Origin of the sequence: Pandoraea cepalis (assembly GCF_902459625.1) — a bacterium.
Classification (GTDB): domain Bacteria; phylum Pseudomonadota; class Gammaproteobacteria; order Burkholderiales; family Burkholderiaceae; genus Pandoraea; species Pandoraea cepalis.
In genome coordinates this window covers 56914-71447 of record NZ_CABPRY010000014.1, presented here as the reverse complement: position 1 = coordinate 71447, position 14534 = coordinate 56914, and the positions used below count along the sequence as shown (strand labels likewise).

General features: G+C 65.2%; 12 protein-coding genes. 6 read left to right on the top strand and 6 right to left on the bottom strand.

What is annotated here, in order from left to right:
• Positions 1 to 17: 17 nt before the first annotated feature.
• Positions 18 to 641 (top strand): ParA family protein, encoded by a 624-nt coding sequence (locus PCE31107_RS21110; protein ID WP_150610555.1) that lies wholly within the window; start codon positions 18 to 20, stop codon positions 639 to 641.
• 101 nt (positions 642 to 742) lie between these two features.
• Here the strand turns inward: PCE31107_RS21110 and panD are convergent, their stop codons facing one another.
• The 4 genes from panD to PCE31107_RS21090 all read right to left on the bottom strand — a co-directional run bounded on the left by panD (position 743) and on the right by PCE31107_RS21090 (position 3546).
• Positions 743 to 1165, bottom strand: a complete 423-nt coding sequence (gene panD, locus PCE31107_RS21105; protein WP_017235048.1) for an aspartate 1-decarboxylase — start codon at positions 1163 to 1165, stop codon at positions 743 to 745.
• 127 nt (positions 1166 to 1292) lie between these two features.
• Positions 1293 to 2129 carry a pantoate--beta-alanine ligase gene (gene panC / locus PCE31107_RS21100; protein WP_150610554.1) on the bottom strand — a complete coding sequence of 279 codons (837 nt, stop codon included), beginning with the start codon at positions 2127 to 2129 and terminating at the stop codon, positions 1293 to 1295.
• 184 nt (positions 2130 to 2313) lie between these two features.
• Positions 2314 to 3222, bottom strand: a complete 909-nt coding sequence (locus PCE31107_RS21095; protein WP_425494741.1) for a segregation and condensation protein A — start codon at positions 3220 to 3222, stop codon at positions 2314 to 2316.
• A 141-nt stretch (positions 3223 to 3363) separates the two neighbouring features.
• Positions 3364 to 3546, bottom strand: coding sequence for a DUF3460 family protein (locus tag PCE31107_RS21090; protein ID WP_017235051.1), 183 nt, complete (start codon positions 3544 to 3546; stop codon positions 3364 to 3366).
• 404 nt (positions 3547 to 3950) lie between these two features.
• Here PCE31107_RS21090 and PCE31107_RS21085 point away from each other — a divergent pair, with 404 nt between their 5' ends.
• The 3 genes from PCE31107_RS21085 to bamE all read left to right on the top strand — a co-directional run bounded on the left by PCE31107_RS21085 (position 3951) and on the right by bamE (position 10493).
• The gene (locus PCE31107_RS21085; RefSeq protein WP_150610572.1) at positions 3951 to 5642 is read left to right on the top strand and encodes an autotransporter assembly complex protein TamA; all 1692 of its coding nucleotides are present in this window, start codon (positions 3951 to 3953) and stop codon (positions 5640 to 5642) included.
• Positions 5642 to 9823 carry a translocation/assembly module TamB domain-containing protein gene (locus PCE31107_RS21080; RefSeq protein WP_150610553.1) on the top strand — a complete coding sequence of 1394 codons (4182 nt, stop codon included), beginning with the start codon at positions 5642 to 5644 and terminating at the stop codon, positions 9821 to 9823. Before PCE31107_RS21085 ends, PCE31107_RS21080 begins: the two co-directional genes overlap by 1 nt.
• A gap of 133 nt (positions 9824 to 9956) precedes the next feature.
• On the top strand, positions 9957 to 10493 hold the full coding sequence (bamE, locus tag PCE31107_RS21075) for an outer membrane protein assembly factor BamE domain-containing protein (protein ID WP_150610571.1): 537 nt from the start codon (positions 9957 to 9959) through the stop codon (positions 10491 to 10493).
• A 46-nt stretch (positions 10494 to 10539) separates the two neighbouring features.
• On the opposite strand, the gene PCE31107_RS21070 is transcribed toward bamE, so the two are convergent.
• A complete protein-coding gene (locus PCE31107_RS21070) occupies positions 10540 to 10866 on the bottom strand; it encodes a DUF6356 family protein (protein WP_246181920.1) in 327 nt (108 codons plus the stop codon).
• Between the two features lie 54 nt (positions 10867 to 10920).
• Here PCE31107_RS21070 and PCE31107_RS21065 point away from each other — a divergent pair, with 54 nt between their 5' ends.
• Positions 10921 to 11382: an Lrp/AsnC family transcriptional regulator gene (locus tag PCE31107_RS21065; protein WP_026132166.1), complete on the top strand. Its 462-nt coding sequence runs from the start codon at positions 10921 to 10923 to the stop codon at positions 11380 to 11382.
• Between the two features lie 96 nt (positions 11383 to 11478).
• Positions 11479 to 12207, top strand: a complete 729-nt coding sequence (locus PCE31107_RS21060) for a class I SAM-dependent methyltransferase (RefSeq protein WP_130025223.1) — start codon at positions 11479 to 11481, stop codon at positions 12205 to 12207.
• 162 nt (positions 12208 to 12369) lie between these two features.
• Here the strand turns inward: PCE31107_RS21060 and metG are convergent, their stop codons facing one another.
• Positions 12370 to 14478, bottom strand: a complete 2109-nt coding sequence (gene metG / locus PCE31107_RS21055; RefSeq protein WP_150610552.1) for a methionine--tRNA ligase — start codon at positions 14476 to 14478, stop codon at positions 12370 to 12372.
• Positions 14479 to 14534: the final 56 nt, after the last annotated feature.

Sequence of the window (14534 nt, the reverse complement as noted above, 5' to 3'; positions counted from 1 at the left end):
ACCTAGGGGAGTCTGCAATGCCGGTGATTGTGGTGGCGAATCCGAAGGGGGGAGTGGGCAAGAGCACGCTGGCGACCAATCTGGCCGGCTATCTGGCCGCGCAGGGGCATGCGGTGATGCTCGGTGACACGGATCGGCAGCAGTCGTCGCGGGCCTGGTTGGGCTTGCGCCCGCCTGGACTGCGTCCGATCGCCACCTGGGATGTCGATCACAACGATGTCGCCCGTCCACCCAAGGGCACGACCCATGCGGTGCTCGACACCCCCGCGGGTTTGCACGGCAAGCGGCTCGAGTCGATCCTCAAACTCGCCGACCACGTGCTGGTGCCGCTGCAGCCGTCGATCTTCGATATCCTCGCCACACGCGATTTCCTGCAAAAGCTGGGCGAGGAGCGGGCGGTGCGTCAGGGTGATGTGCGTATCGGCGTGGTCGGCATGCGGGTCGATGCCCGCACTCGCGCGGCCGATCAGCTCTCGCGCTACTGCGAGGAGGCCGGCTTGCCGGTGCTCGGCATGCTGCGCAACACGCAGAACTATGTGCAGCTCGCCGCGCACGGCCTCACGCTGTGGGACGTGGCGCCGGGACGCGTTGAACGCGATCTGCCGCAGTGGGAGGGCATTACGGCCTTTGTCGCGAAGTGATCGTCTGCGGGGCGGTCAATGAACCGGCGCGACGACAATGACCAAGGGGCCCGCGGGCCCCTTGGTTATTCGACACTTGTCGTTGGCGTCGACGGGCGGCCTTACTTGGCTGCTTGCGCCGCCTCGAAGGCGCGTGTCTCTTCCCACGCTTGCAGCGGCACGTGATCGCGTTCGCCCTTCTGCACGTTCTTCTCGTCGACGAACACCAGCTTGGGCTTGAACCCGGCCAGCACTTCCTTTTCCTCGACCTGTGCGTACGACACGATGATGACGACGTCGCCCAGTTGTGCGCGGCGGGCCGCGGCGCCATTGAGCGAGATCATGCCGCTGCCGCGCTCGCCGCGAATGGCATAGGTCGTGAAGCGTTCGCCGTTGTTGACGTTGAAGATGTCGATTTGCTCATTTTCGACAAGGCCCGAGGCTTCGAGCAGATTCTCGTCGATCGCACACGAGCCTTCGTAATGCAATTCGCAATGCGTCACGGTGGCGCGGTGGATCTTCGACTTGAGCATGGTGCGGTACATGGCTTGCCTCTAGTATTACGGTGTCGCGCGAGCGGCGCGACGAAAGATGCGCGTGCAAGCGGCACGCGCGGCTTGCGTCGGGAGCACACGGCAACGGTCGTTCGACCGTATGCGGCGTGCCCGGCGCTCAGATTTCGAGATTGTCGATCAGTCGTGTCGCGCCGAGCTTGGCGGCCGCAAGCACCACCAGACTCTCGGCCGGTGCGGCGCCAGGGACCGGCACGCGCAGGTTGGCGCGTTGGCGAATCGCCACGTAATCCGGCTTCCAGCCGCGCTCGGTCAGCGTTTGCATGGCTGCAGCTTCGAGCGCCGCATAGTCCGTTTTGCCCCCGTTGACGTCGTCGCGAACCTGGCCCAGCAGACGATAGAGCTGCGGCGCTTCCGCGCGCTCGGCGTCCGACAGGTAGCGGTTGCGCGAGGACAGCGCCAGGCCGTCGTCGGCGCGCACGGTCTCGGCGGCGATGATTTCGATAGGCAGCGCGAACTGACGACACATGCTGCGCACGATCATCAGTTGCTGGTAATCCTTCTTGCCGAACACGGCCACGCGCGGCTGCACGCACGAGAAGAGCTTGGTGACGACCGTGCACACGCCCTTGAAGAAGCCCGGGCGGAACTCGCCTTCGAGAATGTCGCCCAGATCGTGCGGCGGCTCGACGCGGTATTCCTGCGGCTCCGGATACATCTCCCTTTCATCCGGCGAGAACAGCACGTAGACGTTCTCGCGCGTGAGCTTCTCGACGTCGTCCGCCATGGTGCGGGGATACTTGTCGAAGTCTTCGTTCGGTCCGAATTGCAGGCGGTTCACGAAGATGCTGGCAACGACCGGGTCGCCGTGCTGGCGCGCCAGCCGCATGAGCGACAGATGCCCGTCATGCAGATTGCCCATCGTGGGCACGAAGGCGACGCGATTCTGTCCGCGCAGTTGGTCGCGCAGTTCATGAATCGAAGGGATGACTTTCATTGAGGTTCCGTGCGTGGCGTACGTGTGTGTTACGTCCAGGCGTGGCGCGCGCCTTGTCTGGCAAGGGCGTGGCCGCCAAAACGTCCGGGCGATTGTAGAGGAAATCTCAATGGGCGTGCGCAAAACCGCGCTGGCATGGCGGACTCGCGCCGCCCCGAGTTTTCCTGGGCGCTTCGTTGAGCGCTCAGTTGGGCGAGTAGGTCAGGCGGACATAGATCGGCGCAAACGGCTCGGCCTGGGTGATCTCCAGCAACGACTCGCGCGAGAGTTCGAGCATGGCGATGAAGTTGACCACCACGACCGGCACGCCGCGCGTGACGTCGAACAGTTCGGTGAACTCCATGAAGCGTGCGCCTTGCAAGCGTCGCAGAATCTGGCTCATGTGCTCGCGCACGGACAACTCTTCACGCGAGATCTTGTGATGCTGCACGAGCTTGGCCCGGCGCAGCACTTCGGCCCACGCGGCGCGCAGGTCCTCGGCGTCGACATCGGGGAAGCGCGGCTGGAGGCTTTGCTCGATATAGACCTGCGAGCGCAGGAAGTCGCGGCCGAGCACCGGCAGCGTGTCGAGCTTCTGCGCGGCGAGCTTCATTTGCTCATACTCGAGCAGACGGCGCACGAGTTCCGCGCGAGGGTCCTCGGCGTCTTCACCGGTGTCGGCCTTCTTGACCGGCAGCAGCATGCGCGACTTGATCTCGATGAGCATCGCGGCCATGAGCAGATACTCGGACGCGAGCTCGAGATTGGTCCGGCGGATCTGTTCGACGTAGAGCAGGTACTGCTTCGTGACCTGCGCCATCGGGATGTCGAGCACGTTGAAGTTCTGCTTGCGGATCAGATACAGCAGCAAGTCGAGCGGGCCTTCGAAAGCTTCGAGGAAGATCTCGAGCGCGTCCGGCGGAATATACAGATCGTTCGGCAGGGCGAAGAGCGGCTCGCCATACAGGCGCGCACGCGCCACGCCGTCGACCGTGTCGGGCGTGGAGTCCTGTCCGCTGTGCGGCGAGGGCAGCTCCGTCGCCGCGCTGCCGGCCGGGCGCGGCTGGGGCGATGCTGGCCCCGGCGCGTCCGGGGCTTCCGGTCGGTCCGATATCTCCGGTGCGTACGATGCCTCTGACGCCGTCGCATCGACGTGCGCCGACGCCGGCGCGACGTCGGGGATCGGCTCGGGCGTGTACGACGGATCGTCGGGCGGACTCGGGTTCAAGACGGGACTCGGCCGGGCAGCGGCGACTTACTCGCCCTGATAGACGTAGGGCTGCTGGGCCACGCGCGACTGCTGGGCCTGGCGGCGCTCGTCCAAATCGATCGGCTGCTTGTCCCACAGCAGGGCGCGACCTTGACGTTGTTCGGCTTCCAGCGTCGGCTTCTCGGTCTTCAGTTGCTTGATGAATTGGGTGATGTCGGATTCGTACATGGTCGATTGCTCGAAAAATAGGCAACAGCGGCGCCATCGGGACGGCGCCAATCGACGCAGATTCTACCGCAAACCCGTCCCCGGCCCACCGTTTTGGCTGTTTTGGGCCAAGCGGGTGAACGGGGGGAAGGGTTATGGTCAAATACGCGTCATACACGTCTCAAATACGCCTTACATGCGCATCGCACGCGCCAATGCTGTGCCATGCTTGCACCCAAGGTGCGATTGAGCGCCATTGACCGCATGCCGCACGACCGGCGGCACCATTGAACACGCCAAGGAAGGTTTTGACCGTCTCGCAGATCCCTCCCGGTGACGACGTTTGCCGTCGCCCAGTCGTGCCCCCTTTGCGCACGCTACCGGCCAAGCTGGTCACGCTGGCCGGCTTGATATTGGGCCTGGGAATGCCCGGTGCGGCGCAAGCCGACTATCGCGTTCGTGTCGACGCCCCCAACGGCCTGGCCAAGCTCCTGACGGACAACCTCGATCTCGTGCGCTACGCCGCGCGTGACGACATTGGCGAGGCCCAGTTCGAACATCTGATCGCGACCGTGGGCGAGCAGGTGCAGGAACTCACGTCGACGGAAGGCTATTTCTCGCCCGTCACGCATGTGGACGTGGCCACCATCAACGGCAAGCGCGACGTTCATGTCGCAGTGGCTTCCGGCCCGCGCACGCATATCAAGAACGTCGATCTCACGTTCACCGGCCCGGTGATCGAGCAAGATCCGAAGCGTGTCGCGCAGTTGCGCAATGCCTGGGCGTTGCCGGTGGATGCGCCGTTCCGTCAGGCCGACTGGGACAAGGCCAAGGACGACACCCTGTTCCAACTGGGGCAGAAGCGCTATCACGCGGCGAAAATGGCCTTCGCGCGCGCCGTGATCGATGCCGATAACGACGCCGCCTCGCTCGTCGCGACGTACGAGAGCGGTCCGCCCTTCACCCTCGGTCCGCTCATCATCTCCGGTACGCGGCGCTATCCGGCGCAGATCATCCGCAATGTCAATCCGCTGTCCGAGGGCGAGCCGTTCGACGCCGAGCGCTTGCGGGAACTGCAGCGTCAGATTCAGGCCACGCCATACTTCTCGAACGTCATCATCTCGGTCACGGAGGACCCGGCGCGTGCCGAAAACGCACCGGTCGACGTCAAGGTGCGCGAATTCCCCACGCAGCGCGTGCGAAGCGGGGTCGGCTATACGACCGATACCGGCGCGAGCGTCAACGGGCGTTATTCGTACTACAACCTGTTTGGCCGCGCGTGGACGTTCGACACGCAGGCGCGTCTGGAACAATACCGGCAGGGCGGATACGCCGAAATCGCCATGCCGCCCGACACCAGCGCCTACACCAACAGCCTTCGCGGATCGTTCGAGCGCACGTATCTGAATGGTCTCGATCAACGCTCGACCCAGATCGGCATCAAGCGCGCCCGCTCGCGCGATCGCTACGACTGGGCCTATACGCTCGACTTTTACCGCGCGGACGAACGGCCCGACGGCGGCCAGCCTTTCCTCAACAAGGCGCTCGTGGCGGCATTTTCGTGGAACCGTCGCGATGTCGACGACTTGATCTTTCCGCGCAAGGGCAACATTGTGAACACGCAGATCGGCGTCGCGGCGAAGCCGGTCCTCACCGATCAGAGTTTTGGGCGTCTCTATGGCCGTATCCGTCAGTACTTTCCCGTGGGTCAACGCGACATCGTGATCGCGCGCCTGGAGCTTGGCGCCGTGCTCACCAACGGCAACAGCAACCGGATTCCGTCGTCGCTGCTGTTCTTCGCGGGCGGCACGTCGTCGATTCGCGGGTATACGTATCAGAGCATTGGCCGTCAGCAGAACGGCACCACGTTCCCCACGAAGTACCTTGGCACGGCAAGTCTCGAATATCAGCGCTGGGTCACGCGTGACTGGGGCGGGGCCGTGTTCTGGGACGTCGGCACGGCCACCGACGACTATCGCCATCCCACGCCGCTGTATCACGGCGTGGGGGTCGGTGTGCGCTGGCGCAGCCCGGTCGGGCCGGTGAACCTCGACCTGGGCTATGGCGTGCGCAACAAGCAGTTCCGTCCGGCCATCTCGTTGGGGGTGGCTTTCTGATGACGATGCCACTCGATACCTCACCGCCGCCGTCTCCATCCGAGCCGCCACCCACGCCACCCACGCCACCATCGCCGCCTGCGCGTCACCGGCGATGGGTGCGAGCGCTGGCGGGCGTCGTACTCGCCGTCCTGCTCATCGTCGTGTTGGTCATTGGCGCGCTGCTCGGGGCGATGTCGAGCGAGCGCGGCAGCCGCTGGCTGTGGCAGACGGCCGTGTCGACGCTCGGCGGCAAACTCTCGGGGGAATGGCGCAGCGGCAGCCTCGCGCACGGCTTCACCGTGAACGACCTGCGCTATCTCGACGGGGCGACGCGCATCACCGTGAGCCGGCTCGAAAGCCGTTGGGACTTGCGCTTGCGCCCGCTGCATTTCACCGTCGACAAGTTGCAGGCGGGGGACGTGGAGATGGCGTTTGCGCCATCGCCGCCGTCGACCACACCCACGACGATGCCGTTGAGCCTGCGTCTGCCGCTCGGCCTCACGCTCAACGACGTGCGTGTGGCGAAGCTCACACTGCATTCGCCTGCGCTGGTGCTGGACGACGTTCGCGTCGCCGCGCGCAGCGACGGCACGCAACACACGATTCAGGTCGAACATCTCGGCACGCGCTACGGCGAAGTGCGGGCGAATGTGCAGTTGAACGGCCGGCGTCCGTTCGCGCTGGGCGGCAACGTCGGCTTGCAAGCGAAGGCGGGCGATATTCCGGTCGCTCTGCAGGCCGACCTGTCCGGCTCGCTCGACGCGCTCGTCGTCGACTTGACGGCGACCGGAAAGTCCCTGAACGGTACGGCGCACATTGCCGCGTCGCCGTTCAGCGCCGTGCCGCTCTCGCGCGCGCAGGTGTCGCTCAGTCACCTCAATCCGCGCGACTTCGATCCCACGGCGCCGCAGGCGGATCTCGCGGTGCAGGCCGATTTGCGACCGGCGCCGGGGGCCAAAACATTCCGCGTGCTGGGGCCGGTGTCCGTGACGAATGCCAAGCCAGGGGCCATCGATGCCGGCGGGCTGCCCGTCGAGAGCCTGCGCACGCAGGTGCTGCTCGATGCGACGCATCAGGCGCTGACCGATATCGAGCTGAAGCTTGTGGGCGGTGGCCGGCTTACCGGCAGTGGCGAGCTGCGTCGGGAGAGGGGGGCCGCATCGGTGCCGGCGACAACGGCGCCTGTCGCGTCGGCGGCGAAGGGGGCGACGGGGGCGACGGCGGCGACGGGGGCGACGGCGGCGAATGCGGCCAGCGCCGCAAAGGCGGCGCCGCCGACGTCGGCGGATGCCGAGTCGACCGTCGGCGGCTTCGCTTTGACGATGCGCGATCTCGATCTGCGCGCGTTGTACCGCAAGCTGCCTGCGACGACGCTGGGCGGGCCGCTCGACATCAAGCTCGACGCCACCGGGCAACACATCGTCCTCGACTGGCGCGACGCGGCCCGACGTGTGCTGGCCGACATCGGTCTCGATGCCAAGGGCACCACCGTCAACGCGCTCTCGCTGGAGGCCGGCAATCGCAAGGTTGCGGCCACCGGCGTTCTCGAAAACGACGATACAGGCGCCTATCGGGCGCAGATCAAACTCACACGCTTCGATCCCGCCGCCTGGTATGACCTTTACGGCCCGCAAAAGCGGGGTACCAAGCCACCAGCGGCGAGCGTCACGGGTCAGGTCGATGCGCAGGGGGCGCTGCGTCCGGCGTTCGGGCTCGCGCTCAAGTTTGCATTGCAGGACAGCGTCTACGCCGATTTGCCGATGAGCGGGTCTGGCACGGTGAGGCTGGCGGGCACGCGCCTGCTGCCCAGTGACGCCAACCTGCTCGTGGCGGGCAACCAGGTGCAATTGCGCGGTAGCTTCGGCACCGCGGGCGACAAGATGGCGGTAAAGATCGACGCGCCGTCGCTCGACAAGCTCGGCTTCGGCCTCGCCGGTCGCCTGCAAGTGGACGGGCAGGTGTCGGGCACGATCGAGCGTCCGGTCGTGGTCGCGACGCTCGCGGCCGACAAGCTTGTCTTCGGGGCGCAAAAGCTCCAGCATCTGAGCGGGAAGGTGGACGTCAGCGGCGGCCTGCCGGGCGCGGCGGGCGACCGGCTGAACGTGACGCTCGAGGGCCAGGGCCTGACCAGCGACATCGCGCGGCTCGACCGGCTCTCGCTTGCGCTGGCGGGCACACGCGGCGCACACACATTGCACCTGAAGGCGGCGGGCAAGCTTCGCGAAGCGCCGCTCGACATGAATCTCGATGCCGCCGGCGCCGTGACCGATACGCGCGGCAAGCCAGGCTGGCGCGGCACGATCCAGACGCTCGAGAACCGGGGCGTGCCGAAGCTCACCCTTGCGTCCCCGTGGCAGGTCCAGGTGAGTGCCGATCGCGTACATCTTGGCGCGGCCAAACTCGTGACGGATGCGGGGACGGCGTCACTGGCAAACCTCGACTACGGCGATGGACAACTGAAGACGGCTGGCACCCTCGACACGCTCGACGTCGCGCAGGTGCTGCGCGTAATGCACGCGTTCACGGGCGAGTCGCCGTCGGTCGCCAGCGACCTCGTGCTCGACGGCAAATGGGACGTGCACACCGGTCAGCGGGCCGACGGCTTCGTCGAAGTCGTGCGGCGCAGTGGTGACGTCACGTTGCGCCGCGGCGGGTTGAACGAGAGCGTGAACGTGACGGTGACAGGCGTTCCCGGCCTGACAGCGGAGAAGGGTGGCGTGGGGGCGCGCGTGCCGCTCGGGATCTCGGCGCTGCGCGCGCGCGTCGACCTGGCGGGGCAGACAGCGCACGTCACGCTCAAGGCCGTCTCGTCGCTGGTCGGCACGCTGGACGCCGACATACAGGCGGGCCTGCATGTGCAGGGCGGCATTCCCGAGGTGCCGGACACCGCGCCGCTCGCCGGACGCCTCGCCATTGCCATTCCCGATCTGTCGAATTTCGAGCGTCTGGCCGGGGCGCAATTTGCCTTCAAGGGGCGTGCGAACCTGCAAGTGACGCTCGCGGGCACGGTAGGCAAGCCGCGTCCCACCGGCGAGCTGACCGCCGACGATCTGTCGATGCAGATGTTCGACACGGGCGTGCGCGTCAAGAATGGACGCGTGCGCGTGGTGCTCACGCCGACCGAGATCGTGCTGCGCGACGTGGTCGTGACGGGCGGTGGCGGCGGCACGGCGCGGGCGACGGGCAACATCCGGCTCGACACGCCCGAGCCGACGCTCGGCGTTACGCTCACGGCCGACAAGCTGCAATTGTTCGCCGCGCCGGACCGGCAGCTATCCCTCACCGGCGAGGCGAAGGCGATGGGCAGTGGCGACGCGATGGCCGTGACCGGCAAGTTCACCATCGACCGGGCCCGTTTTGCGCTGCCGCCGACCAGCGCGCCGAAGCTTGGCGACGATGTCGTGGTGGTGCGCGGCGGCGCGCAGGCCCGCACCCGGCCGCTCGATGCGAAGGAAGAGGCTGCCCGCATCAGCGCGAAGCCGGCCAGCCGCTTCTCGCCGCACATCAACGTGGACGTGGATCTGGGGCGGGACTTCCGTTTCGTCGGTGCCGGGGCCGACCTGCTGTTGCGCGGCAGTGTGCGTTTGCAGAGTGATCCGCTCACGACGATGCGCGCAACCGGCACGATCACGGTGGCGGAGGGCACGTACGAGGCGTTCGACCGGAAGCTCGCGATCGAGCGCGGTCAGATCAACTTCGTCGGCCCGCTCGACAATCCGGAGATCTACATTCAGGCGATGCGCCGCAATCAGGAAGTCGCCGCCGGGGTGCTGGTGACGGGCACGGTGCGCCAGCCGCGTGTGTCGCTCGTCTCCGAGCCGAACGTGTCGGACGAGGAGAAGCTCTCGTGGCTGATGTTCGGCCACGGCCCCGATGGCGCGGGGCTCGGCCAGCGTCAGGCGATGGCGGGGGCGGCCACGGCACTGCTCGGGGCCACGGGCGGCAGACGCATCATCAAGGATCTCGGGATCGACGAGTTCAGCATCGGCACCAGCGATTCGGGCCTGTCGGACGACGAGCAGGTCGTGAGGGTGGGCAAGGCAATCTCGGACAACTTCGCCCTGGGATACGAGCAAAGTCTGACCAGCGCCGCGAGTATCGTGAAAATTACGTGGCAACTGTCGCGTCGCTGGCAATTGGTGCTGCGCACCGGTTCGCTGTCCGGCTTCGACGTGCTGTTCAACCGTCGCTTCGACTGATCGACGCCGGGACGGCGCGGCGCGCCAAATGCATGAACAAATACGGGAAAAGGAGGTGTTGCCGATGACAACGTCGCGCAGTTTCGTTCACTCGGCGCAGGGGCTGCGCCGGGGTCTTCGTTCGGGAGTCGCCATGGGATTGTTCGCGAGTCTGTTGGGCTTGTTCGGCTGTGATCAGCAGCAGATCGACAAGGTGCGTGAAAAAGCGCGCGATACGGTCAACGCTATCAAGCCGGATGACATGCTGTTGCGCAACCTCACACCGGGCGTCACGACCGAAGCCCAGGTGCGCGAGCAGATGGGCAAGCCGGAAATCGTCTGGGAGAACGACGACGGCTCACGGCGGCTGGAGTATCCGCGTGCGCCGGGGGGCTTGCGGACCTATATGGTTGACATCGCGCCTGACGGGAAGCTGCGTGGCGTCATCCAGGCGCTCTCACCCGAGAACTTCGAACAGGTGCACCCGGGCATGTCGCAGGACGATGTGCGGCGCCTGCTCGGCAAGCCGACGGCCGTGGCGGAGTACCGACTGAAGAAGGAGACCGTGTGGAGCTGGCGCTGGCTTGAGGACGGCGTCAACACGGCGGGCATGTTCAACGCCCACTTCGGCCCCGATGGCCGGGTGACGGTCACGTCGCGCTCAGCGGATCCTGCGTCGGAGCGTCCCTGATCGGGGGCGAGGCGATGGCCGATCGCTCGGCCTCGGCGACTCGGCTTTATGGCATTGCCTGCGATCGCGGGACGTCGGCCTTCTCGGACGGCGTCGCGGGCATGGCGTGCCGGTCGCGATGCGTCACCATGCGTTCGTGCAGGCGCACGATGATTCGACTGCCCGTTTTCTCAAACAGGAACGGCAGCAGTGCGTGCACGAGACACGCCAGACATGCGCCCAGCAAGGGCAGCGCGAAGGACAGTGCCGACCCCATGTGTTGGAGGTAATTTTCACCGACAGAGGCCGGATGCTGAGTGAAGATTTTCATGATGCCGCCTGTTTTCGGAATGTTTCTGAAGTTTACGTGCCAGCGAGAGGTAAAGGGTTTCAAATTTCTTGCCGAATGGCGTAGGATTTGGAAAAATTTTCCTCTCTGGTGGCTGTCATGGACAAAACCGATCTCGCAATTCTCGAAAATCTGCAAGCCGATGCCTCGCGCTCGTTGGGCGAACTGGCGGAAGCCGTGCATCTGTCGCCCACGCCCTGCTGGCGGCGCGTGCAGCGCCTGCGCGAGAACGGCGTCATCACGGGGCAGGTCACGCTGTGCGATCCTCAGCAACTCGATTTGCGCGTCACCGCGTTCGTGTTCATCAAGGCGGCAGCGCACAGCGAGGACTGGATGGTCCGCTTCGTGGCAGGCGCACGGGAATTGCCTGAAATTGTCGAGATGCACCGGATGGCGGGCGAGATCGACTATCTGCTCAAGGTGTATCTGCCGGACATCGCTGCCTACGACCGTTTCTACAAAAAGCTCATTCGCGTGGCCGATCTGCAAGACATCAGCGCGAGCTTTTCGATGGAAACGGTGAAATTCACCACCGCGTTGCCGGTGGATCATCTGCGCTAGCCCGCGGGCCTGATGTCACCGGATGCTTCGTGAGAGATTCGATGCCAGGCGCCGCCGGCGCCCTGGCGCATCGAACGATTCATTCGGAGGCATCTCATGGCCCAGAACATCTACGACAATCCCGATTTTTTTGCCGGTTACAGCCAATTGCCTCGACAGGTGTGGGGTTTGGACGGCGCGCCCGAATGGCCGGCCGTCAAGTCGATGCTGCCCGACCTGCACGGCAAGCGCGTGGTCGATCTCGGCTGCGGCTTTGGCTGGGCTTCGCGCTGGATGCGCGAACAGGGTGCGGCCTCAGTGCTTGGACTCGACTTGTCGCGGAACATGATCGATCGTGCGAGCGCCGACACGTCCGATCCCGCGATTGCATTTCGCATCGCCGATCTCGATACGCTCGACCTGCCGCCCGCGGCCTTCGATCTGGCCTATAGCGCGCTGACGTTTCACTATGTGCTCGACTTCGGGCGTCTGGTGCGCGCCATCCACGAGGCACTGTCGCCCGGCGGACATTTCGTCTTCACCATCGAACATCCGGTGTTCATGGCGGCGGCCCATCCGCAGTGGATCGCCGACGAAGACGGGCGCAAAACGTGGCCGGTCAATGGTTATGCGGTCGAGGGGGCGCGTCGGACCGATTGGTTTGCCAAGGGGGTGTTGAAGTACCACCGCACGCTTGCCACAACGGTGAATACGCTTGTCGACGCCGGCTTTCGGATTCTGAAGATCGACGAGTTCGCACCGACCGCCGCGCAGATTCGCGAGGTGCCGTCGTTGGCCGAAGAACTGGAGCGGCCGATGCTGCTGCTGGTGTCGGCGTCGCGATAGGGCGGCAGCCGGATCGGCGGCCACGCCGATGACGAGGTCGTCGCTACAAGACAAAACACCCCAACGCCAGACGAGCGGTCTGGCATTCGGGGTGTTTTCGGTGGGCAGCGCCGGCGGTTGTCGTGCGACGGCGCTGGCGTTTCCGGGCGGGACGTTGATGCTTTACTTCACGCGCATGCCGGGCTTCGCGCCGTCGTGCGGCTCGAGGATGTAGAGGCCCGGTTCGGCTTTCTCGTCGGCGGCCGAGGCGGCGAGCACCATGCCTTCGGACAGACCAAACTTCATCTTGCGCGGCGCGAGGTTGGCGACCATCACCGTGAGCTTGCCCACCAGCGCTTCGGGCTGCGGATATGCGGACTTGATCCCGGAGAAGACGTTACGCGTTTGCGCTTCGCCCACGTCGAGCGTGAGTTGCAGCAGCTTGTCCGACCCGTCGACCGCCTTGCAATCGACGATGCGCGCGATGCGCAGATCGATCTTGGCGAAGTCGTCGATGTTGATGACCCCGGCTTGCGCGCCGTTCTCGGCCTTCTCGGCCTTCTCCGACGTCCTGGCGGCTTTGTCCTTGCCCTTCGCCGCTGCCGCCTCGGCCACCGGTGCGGCCGCTTGCAGCGAGTCGCGGTTGGCCGCGAGCAACGCTTCAACCTGCTTGCCTTCGACGCGCGTCATCAAATGCTTGTAGGCGGAGATCGCCGTGTCGGCGGTGAGCGGGCGGCTCACGTCCTGCCACGCTTGCGGCGCGATGTTCAGGAAGCGCTCCACGGCCTCGGCCGTCACAGGCAGCACGGGCTTGAGGTACAGCGTGAGCAAGCGGAACGCCTCGAGGCAGACCGAGCAGGCCTCGTGCAGCGCGCCGGCCTGCGCCGGATCCTTTGCCAGATCCCACGGCTTGACCGTGTCGACGTAACCGTTCACGGCGTCGGCCTGTTCCATCACCAGACGCAGCGCCTTGCCGAACTCGCGCGCTTCGTAGTGCGCAGCGATTTGCGGGGCAACCGCGCGCAGTTGCCCCAGCAGTGGCGCCTGCATGGCGTCCGGCGACACGCGACCGTCAAAGCGCTTGAGAAGGAAGCCCGCCGCGCGGCTGGCGATATTCACGTACTTGCCCACCAGGTCGCTGTTCACGCGAGCGATGAAATCGTCGAGGTTCAGGTCGAGGTCTTCCATCGTGTTGCCCAGCTTGGCGCCGATGTAGTAACGCAGCCATTCCGGATTGAGGCCGGTGTCGATGAAGCTTTGCGCCGTGATGAACGTGCCGCGCGACTTCGACATCTTCTGGCCGTCCACCGTCAGGAAGCCGTGGGCGAACACGTTGGTTGGCGTGCGATGGCCCGAGAACTCGAGCATCGCCGGCCAGAACAACGTGTGGAAGTACAGGATGTCCTTGCCGATGAAGTGGTACTGCTCGGTCGTGGAACCCGGCTTGACCCATTCGTCGAAGTTCAGGCCGCGCTGCGCGCACAGGTTCTTGAAACTGGCGTAATAGCCGACCGGCGCATCGAGCCACACGTAGAAATACTTGCCCGGAGCGCCCGGGATCTCGAAGCCGAAGTAGGGCGCGTCGCGCGAGATGTCCCAATCGGCCAGCGTGGACTCGCCGTCTTCGCCGAGCCATTCCTTCATCTTGTTGGCGGCTTCGGGTTGTGCGAGGCCGGCCACCCACTTGCGCAGGAACTGCTCGCAGCGCTTGTCCGAGAGCTTGAAGAAGTAATGCGTGGACGTCTTGCGCACCGGCGTGGCGCCCGAGACGACCGAATACGGGTTGAGCAGGTCGGTCGGCGCATAAGTCGAGCCGCAGACCTCGCACGAATCGCCGTACTGGTCCTTGGCGCCGCATTTCGGACACTCGCCCTTGATGAAGCGATCCGGCAGGAACATTTCCTTGACCGGGTCATACGCCTGTTCGATATCGCGGGCTTCGATCAGACCCTGCGCCTTGAGGGCGAGATAGACGCCTTCGGACAATTCGCGGTTTTCCTCGGAATCCGTCGAATAGTAGTTATCGAACGAGACGCCGAAGCTGTCGAAGTCGCGCTTGTGTTCCTTCCAGACGCGTTCGATCAATTGCTTGGGGGTGAGGCCTTCCTTCTCGGCGCGCAGCATGACGGGCGTGCCGTGCGTGTCGTCCGCGCCGACGTAGTAGACCTCATGGCCCTGCATCCGCATGAACCGTACCCAGATGTCGGTCTGGATGTATTCGACCAAATGGCCGATGTGAATCTGGCCATTGGCGTACGGCAGGGCGGAGGTGACAAGAATGCGGCGGGACATGAGGATCGACTGTGCTCTGAGGGAACCGGGAAAGGACGATTCTAGCAGGCGGGGCC